The organism is Rahnella sp. BIGb0236 (assembly GCF_004364755.1).
Classification (GTDB): Bacteria; Pseudomonadota; Gammaproteobacteria; order Enterobacterales; family Enterobacteriaceae; genus Rahnella; species Rahnella victoriana.
On sequence record NZ_SOAO01000001.1, the window covers coordinates 154,605 to 176,282 of the forward strand.

1 protein-coding gene is annotated in these 21,678 nt (G+C 60.4%); it reads left to right on the plus strand.

Annotation, left to right across the window (positions count from 1 at the left end):
- Window positions 1-25 precede the first annotated feature (25 nt).
- On the plus strand, window positions 26-21,589 hold the full coding sequence (locus EDF78_RS00790; RefSeq protein ID WP_133822273.1) for an Ig-like domain-containing protein: 21,564 nt from the start codon (window positions 26-28) through the stop codon (window positions 21,587-21,589).
- Window positions 21,590-21,678: the final 89 nt, after the last annotated feature.

Consider the following 21,678-nt stretch of genomic DNA (forward strand, 5'->3'; position numbering starts at 1 on the left):
TATAACAAGGATTAAGGAAGATAGCATGCGCAAAACCATGGATATTATCTCTCGTAAAACATCGTTGAAAAATGAATTCACTGCACAGGGAAATACGGCTGTTGCCATGAATGAATCGGGCATTGTGGTTATTCATGACTCGGTGAAAAATGTCGCCAGTTATGAACGCAGCGGCAATGACCTGATTATTCATATGCAGGATGGCTCAGTCATTCGCTGTGTAGGATATTTCGAGAATATGGGTGAGAAAGACGAAAATAAACTGGTCTTTCAGGATGGCAAGCAGGAGCTGACGGAAGTCACCTTCACGGACGCTGCCGTTGCTCATGACGCACCTGTGTTTGCCCTCCATGCGGTTGAAACCCCGCTGGCTGGCATCGAATCGCTGTTGCTCAGCACCACGGAAGTCACGTTGGAATGGCCGTACCTGCTGGGTGGCGCGCTGGGCGTCGGCGCAGTGGGTGCACTGCTGGCGCACGGCGGGGGATCGGACGAAAAAACGAAAGTCATTGATAACACCAAAGCGGTTGAAGTGGCGCAGCCAACGTTCCTAGTGACCGATACACAGGGCGACAGTCAGGGCATTCTGGCCAATCAGGCGGTCACAGACGACACCCGTCCGACCTTTACCGGCACCGGTTATCCGGGCGCGGATATCGCCATCGTCGATGCCAGCGGCAATATCATTGCCACCGCCCTGGTCGACAGCAACGGACAATGGACCGCCCAGCTGGCGCCGCAGGCGGCCGGTTCGCATACCTACATTGTGGTGCAGGAAAGCAACGGTTCGACCACCAGCGCGGGTTCCATCACCCTGACCGTCGTCACCGCCAAAGCCGTCCTGAGCATCGATACGATGGCGGGCGATAACGTCCTGAACGCCGCCGAAGCCGGCAGCGATGTCGCGATTTCCGGTAAAAGCGACAATCTGGCCGCAGGCACCACGGTGACGGTCTCTCTCAATGGCGCAAGCTGGCAAACCACCGTGGGCGCTGATGGCGCCTGGTCGGTGAAGGTGCCGGCGGCAGACGCGCAGGCACTGGCCGATGGCGTGTATACCGTACAGGTCAGCGGTGTGGATCGCGCGGGCAACACCATTACCTCCAGCTCTTCTTTGGCGGTTGATACGCACCCTCCGTCGCTGACCATCGCCACTCTGGCGGGCGATGACATGCTTAATGCGGCCGAAGCGGGCAAAGACCTGACGCTCAGCGGCACCTCGGATGCTGGTGCCGGACGAGTCGTCACCCTGAACCTGAACGGCCAGACGTACACCGCGACAGTGGGTGCGGACGGCAACTGGTCGGCGACCGTTCCTGCGGCACAGGCAGGCGCACTGGCGGACGGCAATGTCACGATCAGCGCATCCGTCAGCGATGCAGCGGGCAACAGCACCTCCACCACCCATGACTTGCGCGTCGACACCACCGTTCCGGTCGTCACCATCGATACCATCGCCGGTGACAATATCCTCAACAGCGCGGAACAAACCCAGGCGCAAATCGTCAGCGGCACCAGTACCGGCGGGGAAGCGGGCGACACGGTCACCCTGTTAGTTAACGGACAGACGTACACCACGACACTCACCGCCGATGGCTCATGGAGCATCGGTTTACCGGCGTCCGTGTTCAGTTCCGTGGCGGATGGCCGCTACACTGTCAGCGTCAGCATTACCGACAAAGCCGGAAACACCGGCTCGCAGTCAACGACAGTGCTGATCTCTTCAGAAGTGCCGGAACTGGCCATCAACACTGTGGCAACCGACGACATCATCAATGCCATTGAGAAGGGCAACGCGCTGGTAATCAGCGGGACCAGCAACAGCGCCGATGGCACGCCAGTATCGCTGACGCTGAACGGCGTGACTTACAGCGGCACCGTCAGCGGCGGCCACTGGTCTGTCACCGTCCCTGCCAGCGAGGTTTCAAAACTCGGTGAAGCGACCTATACCCTTTCCGCCAGCAGCACAGATGCCGAAGGCAACAGCGGTGCGGCCACCCACAACGTGGTGGTTGACTCCGTTCTGCCGACCGTCAGCATCGCAGTGACGGCAGGCGACAACATCATTAACGCTACCGAAATTGACACCGACCAGACCCTCAGCGGTAAAGTGGCCAACGCCGCCGCCGGAGATGTGGTCACTGTCACGGTGGGCGGCAATATCTACACCACTACGGTTCAGGACGATCTGAGCTGGAGCGTCAGCGTACCTTCTGCGGATCTGAAAGGTTTCGGCGATGGCGATTTAACCATCTCAGCCAGCGTCACCAATCAGCATGGCAACACTGGCAGCGCCGATCGTGATATCGCGATCGACGCCGGTCTGCCGGGTCTGCGTATCGATACGGTGGCGGGCGACGATATCGTCAACAGCATCGAGATCCAGCAGAACCAGATCATCAGCGGCACCAGTACCGATATCGCTGAAGGCAACAGCGTGACTGTCACCGTTAATGGCGTCGATTATCAGGCGACAGTTGGGGCGAACGGCGCATGGTCAGCAGCGGTTCCGGCAGCGGACGTGGCGAACTGGCCAGCGGGTGCGTTGAATATCAGCGTGACCGGCTCTGATACCTCCGGTAACAGCGTAACCATCTCGAACAACGTCACCGTGGATCTGAGCAGCGTGGCGATCTCTGTCGACACCATCGCAGCGGACGACATGATTAACGCGGCCGAAAAAGCGGCGGATCTGACGCTGACCGGTTCGACACAAAACGTCGAAGCCGGTCAGACGGTGACCGTAAACTTTGCAGGGCACACGTACACCACAACTGTTCAGGCTAATGGTAGCTGGAGCGTCACCGTTCCGGCGGGCGATATGACCAGCCTGAAAGACGGCGACGTGACTGCGACGGCCAGCGTCACCAACGTGGCAGGCAACAGCGCGAGCGCGGCGAATACGGCGGAAGTGGATGCGTCGGCACCGGCTATCACTATCAACACTATCGCCGGTGACAACGTTCTGAATCTGGCGGAAGCGGGCGCAGGCGTGATCCTGAGCGGTACCTCGACGGCGGAAGCGGGTCAGGTTGTGACCGTGACGGTAAACGGCAACGATTACACCGCAACGGTCGGCACCGACGGCACCTGGAGCACGTCTGTTCCGGCAGCAGACGCGGCGGCACTGACTGACGGCACGTATTCTGTCATTGCAACTGTCCAGGATGTGGCCGGTAACAGCAGCAGCGCGACCGGCTCTGTGCTGGTTGATGTCACCGCACCAACGTTAAGCATCAACACCCTTGCAGCAGACGACGTGATCAACGCGCAGGAACTTCAGCAGAACCTGATGATCACCGGTTCGAGCACCGGCGTGCCAGCGGGCGGATTAGTCACCGTCGACATCGACGGCCACAGCTACACCGCAGCAGTGGATGCGAACGGCAACTGGAGCGTCGGCGTTCCGTCTGACGTGGTCAGCACGCTGACCGATGGCGGCTACACTGTGACGGCTTCTGTCAAAGACGCTGCAGGTAACGACGGTTCTGTTACACACGACGTCACGGTTGATACCGTTTCTCCGGTTCTGACTATTAATACTGTCGCAGCCGACGACGTGATCAACGCCATCGAAAAAGGCGAAGCCCTGACCGTCAGCGGCACCAGCGACGGTACCGACGGCAGCATTGTCACGCTGAACTTCAACGGCACAAACTACACCGCAACCGTCAGCAACGGCGCGTGGACGCTGGACGTTCCTGCTACCGACGTGGCGAAACTCGGCGAGGCGGATTACACCCTGACCGCCAGCAGCACCGACGCGGCGGGCAACACCGGCAACACCTCGCACAGCGTTCTGGTCGACAGTGCGCTGCCAACCGTCAGCATCAGCCCGGTGGCGACCGACAATGTCATCAACGCGACTGAAATCAATGCGGATCAGCTGATTGGCGGCAAAGTCACCAATGCGGCAGCGGGCGATACCGTTACCATTACGCTGGGCGGCAACACCTATACGGCTACGGTTCAGGATGACCTGAGCTGGAGCGTCAGCGTACCGTCTGCGGATCTGAAAGGTTTCGGCGATGGCGATTTAACCATCTCAGCCAGCGTCACCAATCAGCATGGCAACACTGGCAGCGCCGATCGTGATATCGCGATCGACGCCGGTCTGCCGGGTCTGCGTATCGATACGGTGGCGGGCGACGATATCGTCAACAGCATCGAGATCCAGCAGAACCAGATCATCAGCGGCACCAGTACCGATATCGCTGAAGGCAACAGCGTGACTGTCACCGTTAATGGCGTCGATTATCAGGCGACAGTTGGGGCGAACGGCGCATGGTCAGCAGCGGTTCCGGCAGCGGACGTGGCGAACTGGCCTGCGGGTCAGCTTGCGATTAGCGTGACCGGCTCCGATACCTCGGGTAACAGCGTGACTATCTCTAATAACGTCACCGTGGATCTGAGCAGCGTGGCGATCTCTGTCGACACCATCGCGGTGGACGACATGATCAATGCCGCCGAAAAAGCGGCGGATCTGACGCTGACCGGTTCGACACAAAACGTCGAAGCCGGTCAGACGGTGACCGTAAACTTTGCAGGGCACACGTACACCACAACTGTTCAGGCTAATGGTAGCTGGAGCGTCACCGTTCCGGCGGGCGATATGACCAGCCTGAAAGACGGCGACGTGACCGCAACGGCCAGCGTCACCAACGTCGCAGGCAACAGCGCAACAGCGGCGAATACGGCGGAAGTGGATGCGTCGGCACCGACTATCACCATCAACACCATCGCCGGTGACAACGTGCTGAACAGTGCGGAAGCGGGCGCGGACGTAGTCCTGAGCGGCACCTCGACGGCGGAAGCGGGTCAGGTCGTGACCGTGACGGTAAACGGCAACGATTACACCGCAACGGTCGGCACCGACGGCAGCTGGAGCACGTCCGTTCCGGCAGCAGACGCAGCGGCGCTGGCTGACGGCACATACCCTGTCATCGCAACTGTCAGCGATGTGGCGGGCAACAGCAGCAGCGCGACCGGTTCATTACTGGTCGACGTCACCGCACCAACGTTAAGCATCAATACCGTTTCCACTGACGACGTGATCAACGCGCAGGAACTCCAGCAGAACCTGATGATCTCCGGCGGTTCAACCGGCGTGCCAGCGGGCGGACTGGTAACCGTCGACATCGACGGCAACAGTTATACCGCAGCGGTCGACGCGAACGGTAACTGGAGCGTCGGCGTTCCTGCAGACGTGGTCAGCACGCTGACTGACGGTTCGTACACCGTGACGGCTTCTGTCAAAGACGCCGCAGGCAACGACGGTTCGGTTACGCACGACGTCACGGTTGATACCGTGTCGCCGGTGCTGACTATTAATACTGTCGCAGCCGACGACGTGATCAACGCCATCGAAAAAGGCGAAGCGCTGACCGTCAGCGGCACCAGCGACGGTGCGGACGGCAGCACCGTGACGCTGAACTTCAACGGTCAAAACTATACCGCCACTGTCAGCAACGGCGCGTGGACGCTGGACGTTCCGGCAACAGACGTCGCGAAACTCGGCGAGGCAGATTACACCCTGACCGCCAGCAGCACCGACGCGGCGGGTAACACCGGCAATACCTCGCATGTTGTTCTGGTTGACAGTGCGCTGCCAACCGTCAGCATCAGCCCGGTGGCAACCGACAACGTCATCAACGCGACTGAAATCAATGCGGATCAGCTGATTGGCGGCACCGTGACCAACGCGGCAGCCGGTGACGTTGTCACTATTACGCTGGGCGGCAATACCTATACCGCCACAGTTCAGGACGATCTGAGCTGGAGCGTCAGCGTACCTTCTGCGGATCTGAAAGGGTTCGGCGACGGCGACCTGACGATTAGTGCGTCAGTTACCAATCAGCACGGCAACACCGGCAGCGCCGATCGTGAGATCAACATCGACGCCGGTCTGCCGGGTCTGCGCATCGACACCGTGGCGGGCGACGATATCGTCAACAGCATCGAGATCCAGCAGAACCAGATCATCAGCGGCACCAGCACGGATATCGCGGCAGGCAGCAGCGTGACAGTCACCGTCAACGGCGTGGATTATCAGGCGACGGTTGGCGCGAACGGCGCCTGGTCAGCAGCGGTTCCGGCAGCGGACGTGGCGAACTGGCCTGCGGGTCAGCTTGCGATTAGCGTGACCGGCTCCGATACCTCGGGTAACTCTGTCACCATTTCCAATAACGTGACCGTGGATCTGAGCAGCGTGGCGATCTCTGTCGACACCATCGCAACGGACGACATGATTAACGCTGCCGAAAAAGCGGCGGATCTGACGCTGACCGGTACCACGCAGAACGTGGAAGCGGGTCAGACGGTCACCGTCAACTTTGCAGGGCACACGTACACCACAACTGTTCAGGCCAATGGCGGCTGGAGCGTCACCGTTCCGGCAGGCGATATGACCAGCCTGAAAGACGGCGACGTCACCGCAACCGCCAGCGTCACCAACGTGGCGGGTAACAGCGCGAGCGCGGCGAATACGGCGGAAATCGATGCGTCGGCACCGGCTATCACCATCAACACTATCGCCGGTGATAACGTGCTGAACAGCGCGGAAGCGGGCGCGGACGTAGTCCTGAGCGGCACATCGACGGCGGAAGCGGGTCAGGTTGTGACCGTGACGGTAAACGGCAACGATTACACCGCAACGGTGGGTACCGACGGCAGCTGGAGCACGTCTGTTCCGGCAGCAGACGCAGCGACGCTGGCTGATGGCACCTATTCTGTCACTGCAACTGTCCAGGATGTGGCCGGTAACAGCAGCAGCGCGACCGGCTCTGTGCTGGTTGATGTCACTGCGCCAACGTTAAACATCAATACCGTTTCCACTGACGACGTGATCAATGCTCAGGAGCTCCAGCAGAACCTGATGATCTCCGGCGGTTCCACGGGCGTGCCAGCGGGCGGATTAGTCACCGTCGAGATCGGCGGCCACAGCTACACCGCCGCAGTGGATGCGAACGGCAACTGGAGTGTTGGCGTTCCGGCAGACGTGGTCAGCACGCTGACTGACGGTTCGTACACCGTCAGCGCAACCGTGAAAGACGCCGCAGGTAACGACGGTTCGGTGACGCACGACGTCACTGTCGACACCGTTTCTCCGGTGCTGACCATCAACACCGTGGCCGCCGACGACGTGATCAACGCCATCGAAAAAGGCGAAGCGCTGACCGTCAGCGGCACCAGCGACGGTACCGACGGCAGCACCGTGACGCTGAACTTCAACGGCACAAACTACACCGCCACTGTCAGCAACGGCGCGTGGACGCTGGACGTTCCGGCAACCGACGTGGCGAAACTCGGCGAAGCGGATTACACCCTGACCGCCAGCAGCACCGACGCAGCGGGCAACACCGGTAGCACCTCGCACAGCGTTCTGGTCGACAGTGCGCTGCCAACCGTCAGCATCAGCCCTGTGGCGACTGACAATGTCATCAACGCGATTGAAATCAATACGGATCAGCTGATTGGCGGCAAAGTCACCAATGCGGCAGCCGGTGACGTTGTCACTATTACGCTGGGCGGCAACACCTATACGGCTACGGTTCAGGATGACCTGAGCTGGAGCGTCAGCGTGCCGTCTGCGGATCTGAAAGGCTTCGGCGACGGTGATTTAACCGTCTCTGCCAGCGTGACTAATCAGCACGGCAACACCGGCAGCGCCGATCGTGACATCGCGATCGACGCCGGTCTGCCGGGGCTGCGTATCGACACGGTGGCGGGCGACGATGTGGTCAACAGCATCGAGATCCAGCAGAACCAGATCATCAGCGGCACCAGCACCGATATCGCGGCAGGCAGCAGCGTGACGGTTACCGTTAATGGTGTGGATTATCAGGCAACGGTTGGGGCGAACGGCGCATGGTCAGCAGCGGTTCCGGCAGCGGACGTGGCGAACTGGCCTGCGGGTCAGCTTGCGATTAGCGTGACCGGCTCGGATACCTCGGGTAACTCTGTCACCATTTCCAATAACGTCACCGTGGATCTGAGCAGCGTGGCGATCTCTGTCGATACCATCGCGGTGGACGACATGATTAATGCTGCCGAAAAAGCGGCGGATCTGACGCTGAGCGGTTCGACACAAAATGTCGAAGCCGGTCAGACGGTGACCGTGAACTTTGCAGGTCACACCTACACCACAACCGTGCAATCCGGCGGTAGCTGGAGCGTCACCGTTCCGGCGGGCGATATGACCAGCCTGAAAGACGGCGACGTGACTGCGACGGCCAGCGTCACCAACGTCGCAGGCAACAGCGCAACAGCGGCGAATACGGCGGAAGTGGATGCGTCGGCACCGACTATCACCATCAACACCATCGCCGGTGACAACGTGCTGAACAGCGCGGAAGCGGGCGCAGACGTGGTCCTGAGCGGCACATCGACGGCGGAAGCGGGTCAGGTTGTGACCGTGACGGTAAACGGCAACGATTACACCGCAACGGTCGGCACCGACGGCACCTGGAGCACGTCTGTTCCGGCAGCAGACGCGGCGGCGCTGGCTGACGGCACCTATTCTGTCACTGCAACTGTCCAGGATGTGGCCGGTAACAGCAGCAGCGCGACCGGCTCTGTGCTGGTTGATGTCACTGTGCCAACGTTAAACATCAATACCGTTTCCACTGACGACGTGATCAATGCTCAGGAGCTCCAGCAGAACCTGATGATCTCCGGCGGTTCAACCGGCGTGCCAGCGGGCGGGCTGGTAACCGTCGACATCGACGGCCACACCTACACCGCAGCGGTTGACGCGAACGGCAACTGGAGCGTCGGCGTTCCGGCAGACGTGGTCAGCACGCTGACTGACGGTTCGTACACTGTGACAGCTTCTGTCAAAGATGCCGCAGGCAACGACGGTTCGGTGACGCACGACGTCACGGTAGACACCGTTTCTCCGGTGCTGAGCATCAACACCGTGGCCGCCGACGACGTGATCAACGCCATCGAAAAAGGCGAAGCGCTGACTGTCAGCGGCACCAGCGACGGTACCGACGGCAGCACCGTGACGCTGAACTTCAACGGCACAAACTACACCGCCACTGTCAGCAACGGCACGTGGACGCTTGACGTTCCGGCAACCGATGTGGCGAAACTTGGCGAGGCAGATTACACCCTGACCGCCAGCAGCACCGACGCGGCGGGCAACACCGGTAACACCTCGCATGTTGTTCTGGTTGACAGTGCGCTGCCAACCGTCAGCATCAGCCCGGTGGCGACCGACAACGTCATCAACGCGACTGAAATCAATGCGGATCAGCTGATTGGCGGCAAAGTCACCAATGCGGCAGCGGGCGATACCGTTACCATTACGCTGGGCGGCAACACCTATACGGCTACGGTTCAGGATGACCTGAGCTGGAGCGTCAGCGTGCCGTCTGCGGATCTGAAAGGGTTCGGCGACGGTGATTTAACCGTCTCTGCCAGCGTAACCAACCAGCACGGCAACACCGGCAGCGCCGATCGTGACATCGCGATCGACGCCGGTCTGCCGGGTCTGCGTATCGACACGGTGGCGGGCGACGATATCGTCAACAGCATCGAGATCCAGCAGAACCAGATCATCAGCGGCACCAGCACCGATATCGCGGCAGGCAGCAGCGTGACGGTTACCGTTAACGGCGTGGATTATCAGGCCACCGTGGGCGCGAACGGCGCATGGTCAGCAGCGATCCCGTCAGCGGACGTGGCGAACTGGCCAGCGGGTCAGCTTGCGATTAGCGTGACTGGCTCGGATACCTCCGGTAACAGCGTGACTATCTCTAATAACGTCACCGTAGATCTGAGCAGCGTGGCGATTTCTGTCGACACCATCGCAGCGGACGACATGATTAACGCTGTTGAAAAAGCGGCAGACCTGACGTTGACGGGTTCGACACAAAATGTCGAAGTGGGTCAGACGGTGACCGTGAACTTTGCAGGGCACACCTACACCACAACCGTACAATCCGGCGGTAGCTGGAGCGTCACCGTTCCGGCAGGCGATATGACTGCGCTGAAAGATGGCGACGTCACCGCAACCGCCAGCGTCACCAATGTGGCAGGCAACAGCGCCAGCGCAGCGAATACGGCGGAAGTGGATGCGTCGGCACCGGCTATCACTATCAACACTATCGCCGGTGACAATGTGCTGAACAGCGCGGAAGCGGGCGCAGACGTGGTCCTGAGCGGTACATCTACTGCGGAAGCCGGTCAGATTGTGACCGTGACGGTAAACGGCAACGATTACACCGCAACGGTGGGTAACGACGGCACCTGGAGCACGTCTGTTCCGGCAGCAGATGCGGCGACGCTGGCTGATGGCACCTATTCTGTCACTGCCACGGTTAAGGATGTGGCCGGTAACAGCAGCAGCGCGACCGGTTCATTACTGGTTGACGTCACTGCGCCAACGTTAAGCATCAATGCCGTTTCCACTGACGACGTGATCAACGCGCAGGAGCATCAGCAGAACCTGATGATTTCCGGTTCGAGCACTGGCGTGCCAGCGGGCGGACTGGTAACCGTCGACATCGACGGCAACAACTACACCGCAGCGGTGGATGCGAACGGCAACTGGAGTGTTGGCGTTCCGGCAGACGTGGTCAGCACGCTGACTGACGGTTCGTACACCGTGACGGCTTCTGTCAAAGACGCCGCAGGTAACAACGGTTCTGTTACACACGACGTCACTGTCGACACCGTTTCTCCGGTGCTGACCATCAACACTGTAGCCGCCGACGACGTGATCAACACCATCGAAAAAGGCGAAGCCCTCACCGTCAGCGGCACCAGCGACGGTACCGACGGCAGCATTGTCACGCTGAACTTCAACGGCACAAACTACACCGCCACTGTCAGCAACGGCGCGTGGACGCTGGACGTTCCGGCAACCGATGTGGCGAAACTGGGTGAGGCAACTTACACCCTGACCGCCAGCAGCACCGACGCGGCGGGTAACACCGGTAGCACCTCGCATACCGTTCTGGTTGACAGTGCGCTGCCAACCGTCAGCATCAGCCCGGTGGCGACTGACAACGTCATCAATTCGACTGAAATCAATGCCGATCAGCTGATTGGCGGCACCGTGACCAACGCGGCAGCCGGTGACGTTGTCACCATTACGCTGGGCGGCAATACCTATACGGCCACAGTTCAGGATGACCTGAGCTGGAGCGTCAGCGTGCCTTCTGCGGACCTGAAAGGTTTTGGCGATGGCGACCTGACGATTTCCGCCAGCGTAACTAATCAGCACGGCAACACCGGCACCAACGATCGCGATATCAACATCGATGCCGGTCTGCCGGGGCTGCGTATCGACACGGTGGCGGGCGACGATATCGTCAACAGCATCGAGATCCAGCAGAACCAGATCATCAGCGGCACCAGCACCGATATCGCGGCAGGCAGCAGCGTGACGGTTACCGTTAACGGCGTGGATTATCAGGCCACCGTGGGCGCGAACGGCGCGTGGTCTGCGGCGGTTCCGGCAGCGGACGTGGCGAACTGGCCAGCGGGTCAGCTTGCGATTAGCGTGACCGGCTCTGATACCTCGGGTAACTCTGTCACCATTTCCAATAACGTGACCGTGGATCTGAGCAGCGTGGCGATCTCTGTCGACACCATCGCAACGGACGACATGATTAACGCTGCCGAAAAAGCGGCAGACCTGACGCTGACCGGTACCACGCAGAATGTGGAAGCCGGTCAGACGGTGACCGTGAACTTTGCAGGTCACACGTACACCACAACTGTTCAGGCTAATGGTAGCTGGAGCGTCACCGTTCCGGCAGGCGATATGACTGCGCTGAAAGACGGCGACGTGACCGCGACGGCCAGCGTCACCAACGTCGCAGGCAACAGCGCGAGCGCGGCGAATACGGCGGAAGTGGATGCTTCTGCGCCGACAGTAACCATTCAAACTATCAGCGCCAGCGATGTGCTGAACGCCATTAATGCGGGTACTGAGGTCACACTCAGCGGCACCAGCACCGCGCAGGCGGGTCAGACCGTCACCATCACGCTGGGCAGCGAAACCTACACAGCAACCGTGGCGGCCGATGGCACCTGGACAACCGGCGTACCGAACAACGTGTTCTCCGGTCTGGGCGACGGGTCTTACACTCTCACCGCCAGTGTCAGCGATATCGCGGGCAATCCGGCGACAGCCACCGGTACCGCGCAGGTGGATCTGACCGCACCGGTCGTCACGATCAATACCGTGGCGGGCGATGACGTGATCAACAGTACTGAGCACGGGCAGGCGCAGGTCATCAGCGGCACCGTGACCGGTGTCGATGCAGGCTCTGTGGTCACGGTGACCATCAATAATGTCGATTACCGCGCGGTCAGCGATGGCTCCGGTAACTGGAGCGTCGGGGTTCCGGCGAATGTGGTCAGCGGCCTGAACGACGGCAGTTACACCCTCACCGCGCAGGTCACGGACACGGCCGGAAATACCGGTTCCGCGAACCGCGATGTGACGGTGGAAACCACTGCGCCGGTCTTTGTCATCAATGATATGGCGGGTGGGGATAACATTCTTAACGCCGCCGAGGCGCAGACCACGCTGACTGTCACCGGTACGGTGACGGGGCTGGCAGATGGCGCGACGGTTATCGTGACGCTTAACGGCCTGAACTATCAGGGCACCGTCAGCGGTGGCGTATGGAGTGCGGATATTCCGGCCAGCGATCTGGCGAATCTGGGACAGGCGCTGTATCAGGTCAGCGTCAGCGGTACCGACGTTTACGGCAACAACGGGTCTTCCGCTAAAACGCTGCAAACGTCCTCCGACAGCCCGGCAGTGACCATTAATACGGTCGCCGGTGATGACATCATCAACGCCACTGAAATCACACAAGATCAGGTGATCAGCGGCACCGTCACCCATGCGGAAGCGGGTCAGACCGTCACCGTGACGGTGGGCGGTAAAACCTACACCGCAGAAGTACAAAACGATCTCTCATGGAGCCTGACCGTTCCGGCCGCCGATCTGGTTGCCATGGGCGACGGTAGCCTGAACATTGCCGCCAGCGTAACCAACACCAGCGGCAACAGCGGTTCCGGTGAGCGCGATATCACGATTGATGCGGCGATCCCGGGGCTGCGTATCGACACCATTGCCGGTGACGATATCGTTAACAGCATCGAAATTCAGCAGAACCAGATTGTCAGCGGTACCAGCACCGGTCTGGCAGCGGGCAGCAGCGTCACCGTGACCATTAACGGCGTCGATTATGCGGCGACCGTCGGCGCAGGCGGCAAGTGGTCTGCGGCAGTTCCTGCGGCTGACGTGGCGAACTGGCCTGCCGGTGAGCTGACGGTGTCTGTGAGCGGCACCAGTTCCGCCGGTAACAGCGTGACGATCAGTCATGACATCACGGTCGATCTGAGCAGTGTCAGCATTGCCATCGACACGGTGTCCACGGACAACATGCTGAATGCGGCGGAGAAGGCGGCAGATCTTACCCTGAGCGGCACCACGCAAAACGTCGAAGCGGGCCAGACGGTGACGGTGATCTTTGCCGGTCACAGCTACACCGCGCAGGTGCAAACCGGCGGCGCATGGAGCCTGACGGTTCCGGCTGCCGACATGAGCAACCTGAAAGACGGCGACGCAGAAATTCGTGTTTCGGTCACCAATACTGCCGGTAACAGCGCCAGTGCGGCACAGGATGTGACGGTGGATACCGTTGCGCCAACCATTACCCTCAACACCATTGCCGGTGACAATGTGCTGAATCTGGCCGAAGCCAGCGCGGATGTGATCATCAGCGGCACCACCACGGCAGAACCTGGTCAGATTGTGAAGGTCGGGAATTACGAGGCGATAGTGGCGGATGACGGCACCTGGAGCGTGACGGTTCCGGCCGCAGATGCAGGCGCACTCTCAGACGGCACCTTTACCATTACCGCATCCGTCAGCGACGTGGCGGGCAACAGTGCGTCGGTCAGCAATGATTTGCTGGTGGATGTGACGCCGCCAACGCTGACCATCAACACCCTCGCAGCAGACGACGTGATCAACGCGCAGGAACTCCGGCAGAACCTGATGATCACCGGTTCGAGCACCGGCGTGCCAGCGGGCGGATTAGTGACTGTCGACATCGACGGCAACAGCTACACCGCAGCAGTGGATGCGAACGGCAACTGGAGCGTCGGCGTTCCGGCAGACGTGGTCAGCACGCTGACTGACGGTTCTTACACTGTCAGCGCAACCGTGAAAGATGCCGCAGGCAACGACGGTTCGGTGACGCATGATGTGACGGTTGATACCGTGTCTCCGGTGCTCACCATCAACACCGTGGCCGCCGACGATGTGATCAACGCCATTGAAAAAGGCGAAGCCCTGACCGTCAGTGGCACCAGTGACGGCGCGGACGGCAGCACCGTGACGCTGAACTTCAACGGCCAGAACTACACCGCAACCGTCAGCAACGGCGCGTGGACGCTGGACGTTCCGGCAACAGACGTCGCGAAACTTGGCGAGGCAGATTACACCCTGACTGCCAGCAGCACCGACGCGGCGGGTAACACCGGCAATACCTCGCATGTTGTTCTGGTTGACAGTGCGTTGCCTTCCGTAACTATCAACCCGGTAGCGACCGATAACGTCATCAACGCCACTGAAATCAATACGGATCAGCTGATTGGCGGCAAAGTCACCAATGCGGCAGCCGGTGACGTTGTCACTATTACGCTGGGCGGCAATACCTATACCGCCACCGTTCAGGACGACCTGAGCTGGAGCGTCAGCGTGCCTTCTGCGGATCTGAAAGGCTTCGGCGATGGCGACCTGACGATTTCCGCCAGCGTAACTAATCAGCACGGCAACACCGGCAGCGCCGATCGTGACATCGCGATCGACGCCGGTCTGCCGGGTCTGCGTATCGATACGGTGGCGGGCGACGATATTGTCAACAGCATCGAGATCCAGCAGAACCAGATCATCAGCGGCACCAGCACCGATATCGCGGCAGGCAGCAGCGTGACGGTTACCGTCAATGGCGTGGATTATCAGGCGACGGTTGGCGCGAACGGCGCATGGTCAGCAGCGATCCCGTCAGCGGATGTGGCGAACTGGCCTGCGGGTCAGCTTGCGATTAGCGTGACCGGTTCTGATACCTCGGGGAACAGCGTAACCATTTCGAATAACGTGACCGTGGATCTGAGCAGCGTGGCGATCTCTGTCGACACCATCGCGGTGGACGACATGATTAACGCGGCTGAAAAAGCGGCAGACCTGACGCTGACGGGTTCAACACAAAACGTCGAAGCCGGTCAGACGGTGACCGTAAACTTTGCAGGTCACACGTACACCACAACCGTGCAATCCGGCGGTAGCTGGAGCGTCACCGTTCCGGCGGGCGATATGACTGCGCTGAAAGACGGCGACGTCACCGCAACCGCCAGCGTCACCAACGTCGCAGGCAACAGCGCGAGCGCGGCGAATACGGCGGAAGTGGATGCATCGGCACCGGCTATCACTATCAACACCATCGCCGGTGACAATGTGCTGAACAGCGCGGAAGCGGGCGCGGACGTGCTCCTGAGCGGCACATCTACTGCCGAAGCGGGTCAGGTTGTGACCGTGACGGTAAACGGCAACGATTACACCGCCACGGTCGGCACCGACGGCAGCTGGAGCACGTCTGTTCCGGCAGCAGACGCGGCGGCACTGACTGACGGCACCTATTCCGTCAGCGCAACTGTGCAGGATGTGGCGGGCAACAGCAGCAGCGCGACCGGCTCTGTGCTGGTGGATATCACTGCGCCGGTGGTCAGCGTGAATACGGTGGCGGGCGACGATGTGATCAACGCGGCGGAACATTCGCAGGCGCAGGTCATCACCGGTGGCAGCACCGGCACCCAGCCGGGCAATCTGGTGACGCTGGTGATTGGCGGAGTCACCTATTCCACAGTAGTGGATGCCAGCGGTAACTGGAGCGTCGGCGTTCCGGCGGATGTGATTAAGGGACTGGCCTCCGGCGAGAACACGATTTCTGTCAGCATCACCGACAGCGCGGGTAACACCGGCAGCAGCGATCATCTGATCACCGTGAATACCGATGCGGTCAGCCTGAGCATCGACACGATTGCGCAGGACGACATCATCAATGCGGCGGAAAAAGGCACCAGCCTGACGATTTCCGGCGGCAGCGACATGCTGGCGACCGGCACCGAAGTGACGGTAGTGCTGAACGGGAAAAGTTACACCGCAGATGTGAACGCGAACGGAGACTGGACGCTGAGCGTACCGGCCACCGATCTGGCGGCGATCGCGGACGGTAATTACACCGTGACCGCCAGTGCGAATGATGCGGCAGGCAATCCGGCCAGCGCGACGCATAACGTGGTGGTGGATGCCACCGCGCCTGCACTGCTGATCAATCCGGTAACGGCCAGCGGCATGCTGAATGCGGCCGAACTGGGGCAACCCCTGACGCTGAGCGGGACCTCTACCGCACAGGCTGGTCAGACGGTCAGCGTTACGCTGAACAATGAAACCTACACCACCACCGTGAATGCCAACGGCACCTGGACGGTGAATCTCCCGGCAGATGACGTGGCAGCCCTGACGGACGGCACGCTGACGGTCACCGCCAGCACCACCGACGTGGCGGGCAATCCGGTCTCTGCAAACACTTCGGTGATTGTCGATACCGTCGCGCCAACGCTGACCATTAACACCATCGCCGGTGATGACATCATCAACACCACCGAGCAGCAGGCGGGTCAGACCCTGAGCGGTACCACCTCGGCGGAAGCGGGGCAGATTGTCACTGTCACCTTTAACAATCGCGAGTACCACGCCACCGTCACCGCTGACGGCACGTGGAGCCTGAATGTGCCTGCGGCAGATTTCAACGGTGCAGCGGACGGCAGTTACACCGTCAGCGCCTCGGTGAGTGATGTGGCGGGCAATCCGGCGGCGGCAGATTCTTCTGTCAGCCTCAGCGGTGCGGTGCCTGAAATCACCATCAACACGTTTGCGCAGGACGATGTGGTCAGTGCGGCGGAACACGGCGGGCCGCTGGCGATCACCGGTACCTCAACGGCGACGGCCGGTTCGATGGTGACCGTCACCCTTAACGGCGTGACCTACACCACGCAGGTCGGAAGCGATCAGAACTGGACGCTGAACCTCAGCGCCAACGCGGTTTCTGCGCTGGCGGATGGTGAGAATTACAGCATCACTGCCTCGGTCACCAACAGCATCGGCAACAGCGGTTCGGCCAGCCACGACATTGCGGTCGACACCACCGCGCCATCAATGACCATCACCATTGATTCGGTCAGCGATGACACCGGTCGCAGCACCAGCGATTTCGTGACCAGCGATAACACCCTCACCCTGAACGGCGCGCTTTCTGCGGCTCTGGGTAACAATGAGTCCGCGCAAATCAGCCTGGATGGCGGGGTGACCTGGAACACGCTTACCGTGACCGGAACCACCTGGAATTACGCGCAGGGAAGCGCGCTGGCGGATGGCAGTTACACCTATAACGTGCGGGTGATTGACGCGGCGGGCAACGTCGGGTCAACGGCGTCGCAGACGGTGGTGATTGACACCGTGGCACCGGACGCCAGCCAGACCATCAGTATCGACGCGGTTTCGCAGGATACCGGACTGAGCAGCAGCGACTTTATCACCAGCGACACCACCCTCAACCTGCGCGGCACATTGGGCGCGGCACCGGGGGCGGATGAGTATGTACAAATCAGCCTCGACGGTGGCACGACCTGGAATGACGTCAGCATCAGCGGTCTGACCTGGACCTACATCGACGGCCGCACGCTGACCGACGGGGATTACCACTACCAGATGCGGGTGGTGGATCTGGCAGGTAATGTCGGCGCGACCGCCAGTCAGGTGGTCACGATTGATACGACCGCACCGGACAGCAGCAAAACGGTCAGCGTTGACGCCATCAGCAGCGATACCGGTCTGAGCAGCACCGACTTTGTGACCAGCGACACCTCGCTGACGGTCACCGGTTCGCTCGGCGCCACGCTGGCGGCTGATGAAGTGGTGCAGGTGAGTACCGACGGTGGCCTGACGTGGGCGAACGCGACGACGATCGGCACCGGCTGGACATTCACCGATGGCCGCACGCTGACGGACGGCGATTACACCTACAACGTCCGCGTGGTGGATACCGCCGGTAACGTCGGTAACGTGACCTCGAAAGTGGTCACCGTCGACACCGTTGCACCGGACGCCAGCAAAACCGTGACCATTGACAGCATCGCCACCGATACCGGTTCTTCTGCCAGCGACTTTGTCACCAGCGATACTTCGCTGACCGTCACCGGTTCGATTGGCGCGGAACTGAGTCCGGGCGAAGTGGTGCAGATCAGCGTGGATAACGGCGCGACCTGGACCACGGTGACGCTTCAGGGCAGCACCTGGACCTACGTTGACGGCCGCACGCTGACCGACGGCCAGACGCTGTATCAGGTCCGCGTGGTGGATCAGGCGGGTAACGTCGGGCAGACCGCGCAGCAGGTGGTCACCATTGACACCACCGCGCCGACGCAAATCATCACCATTGACGCTGTCAGTAATGACACCGGCGATTCCGCCAGTGACTTCATCACCAGCGACAACACGCTGACGATGACCGGTTCACTGAGCGCGGCACTCGCCACCGACGAAAGGGCGCAAATCAGCCTCGACGGCGGTAAAACCTGGACTGACGTGGTGGTAAACGGTGTGGGCTGGAGCTATGACGCGACCGGCACCGTGCTGGCGGACGGCAATTACAACGTGCAGGTTCGGGTTATCGATCAGGCGGGCAATGTCGGCACGATCGGCAGCCAGACCGTGGTCATCGACACGCTGAACCCTGAGGCAGTAGCGACCATCGTGCAGTATTCCGATGACGAAGGTGACCGCACCGGGTCGTTCGGTTCCGGTACCAGTACCGATGAAACCGCACCGACGCTGAGCGGCACGCTGAGCAAGGCGATGGCTGACGGTGAAGTGCTGAAAATCTACCGTAACGGCGTGTTTGTCGGCGTCGCGACGGTGGTCGGGCTGGCCTGGACCTTCTCGGATTCCGCGCTGGCAGACGGCACTTACGTTTACGTCGCGACATCGCAGGATCTGGCGGGGAATACCACGTCATCCACTGATTTCACGCTGAAGGTGGACACCTCGATCCCGACCACGATGGCGACCGTGACGGGAGAATCCACGCAGGACACGACGCCGGTCATCAGCGGTACGTTGTCCGAAGCGCTGGGCGAAGGCATGTATGTGCAGGTGGTGGTAAACGGCGTGACCTACACGTCGGAAACCGGCGGCGCCGTGGTGGTCGATCCGCTCAACAACACCTGGTATTTGCAGGTGCCGGGCGCGCTCGGGCTGGCAAGCTACGACGTCACCGCCCAGGTGAGAAGCAGTGCAGGCAACGGTAACGATGCCGGCATCAGCACCAGCGCGATTATCGTGTATGCCGAAACCGCGGTGGACACCAGCTGGGCGACCACGGCGGGGGCCACATCGACCAATGCCATGGCCTTCAGCCTGAACAGCGGCGGTTTGTGGAATATTGTCACCGGTATTTCCGATTACAGCAGTTCTGATCTGAACAGTTATGCCGGTACCACGCTGACCAACTCACGCGGCAATATCGTGGTGAGTTACACGCTGGCGGATACCGACCGTAACGGCACGTCAGATATCTATGCCACGGAAACCAACTACGGCGGCAGTATTCAGGGCAAATGGACAGCGAACGCAGACGGTACCTATACCTACGGCCAGCAGGCCATCGGGACCACCATCTGGTACGGCGGCGTGATTGCTTACGATAAAACCGGTGACGGCTGGGTAGATCTGGCGTACGGCGATGCAGGCGGCGACTCGCGCAGCTATCTGGTGAATAACAACGGTGTGTTGTCAGCCGATGGTTCTGCGGGTGCCGCCGGGCTTGCAGGGGTCACGTACCGCGAAATCTCGGGCATCGATATTAACAACGACGGCACGGTAGACATCGTTCAGCACACTAACCGTAACGGCGCGTATGCCCTGACGGTAGTGAGTAATAACGGTACGGGCACGCTGTCGGAGACCCAGAATATTGCCAACGTCTTTGTGGTGAACTCAGCAGACTCAACGACGGCCGCGTCCATGACCTGGGCGGACTTCAACGGTGACGGGTATATGGATCTGTATATCTCCACCGGACGTAATACCACCACCTCCACCAACTATGGCGGGGTGATTTATTACAACGACGGCAACGGGAATTTGCTCACCACGACCACACAAGTTGAGGCATCCACCACCAGCTCAGCGGCGGGCGGTTATCTGTCAGCTGCCGTGGACTGGGACGGTGACGGTGATATGGACATCATCAAGTTCAGCACCTATTCCGGCAGCCAGAAGGCCACGCTGTATCTTAACGACGGCACCGGCAAGGGCTGGACCAGCAGCGCGCTGGCTTCGTCACTGGTCAACGTGACGGGGATTGCGACCCTCGATTACGACTGGAACGGGACGCAGGATCTGCTGGTGTCACAGGCCAACGGCAAAGTGGTGTATGTCGCCAATAACAGCACCATTGCTGACGGCACGGCGATCCACCTGCGCATTCTCGACGGCGAAGGGATGAACGTGTTCTACGGCAACACCGTGCAGCTTTACAACGCGGCCGGTGAACTGGTGGCCTCGCAGATCATCAATGCCCAGTCGGGTATCGGGATCAACGATGCCTCGGCGCTGGTGAATTTCTACGGGCTGGATCCGAATGAAACCTATTCGGCGGTGCTGGTGCGCAACATCAACGGTGTGTCGTCCAATGCGACCTGGACGGATCTCACCGCTGGCGACGGTACCAGCAGCTACTCGTTAACCGCAGATGCGGCAACCGGCGGTAACAGCGGCACGATCACCGGTACCGGTTACAACGACACGTTTGTCGCGGAAAGCGGCACTTATGTCTACAACGGTTCCGGCGGCTGGAGCACCTCGTCCGACCATGCGACATGGAGCGCCACCGGCGGTCAGGACATTGTCGATTACCGCAATGCGACCAGCGGCATCACGGTGGATCTGAGCAGCAGTAACGCGCAGAACACCGGGTTCAACACGTCAACCTTCAAGGATATCGAAGGCATTGCCGGGTCGGACTACGACGATGTCATCACCGGCAGCGCGGGCGATAACCTGTTTGAAGGGCGCGGCGGCAACGATACCTTCAACTTAGCCAGCGGCGGGCACGACACGCTGTTGTACAAGTTGCTGGACAGTTCTGACGCCACCGGCGGTAACGGGTCCGACACCATTAACGGCTTCACGGTCGGGACATGGGAGGGCACGGCGAACTCGGATCGTCTGGATCTGAGCGATCTGTTGCAGTCGGGCGGGTATACCGGCACCGGCTCGGCAAGCTACGTCAACGGCGTGGCGACCCTGGACGCCTCGGCGGGCAATATCACCGATTACCTGTCGGTGACCACAGAAGGCAACAACACCGTCATCAAGGTTGATATGGATGGCAGTGGTTCAGCACAGTCGATGACCACCATCGCCACGCTGACCAACGTGCATACCGATCTGGCGACGTTGCTGGCGAACCATCAGCTGATTGTCGGTTAATCAGTAGCGGGGGCGGAACAGGGGAAATGCTCTGTTCCGCTTCTCCGGATGGCCTGTTCATGTTCCGGAATGAGCGTGAAGGAAGAATG

What these genes read in the sequence shown, in the direction of transcription:
- EDF78_RS00790 (WP_133822273.1), top strand. Translation starts at nt 26, where the DNA reads ATGCGCAAAACCATGGATATTATCTCTCGTAAAACATCGTTGAAAAAT.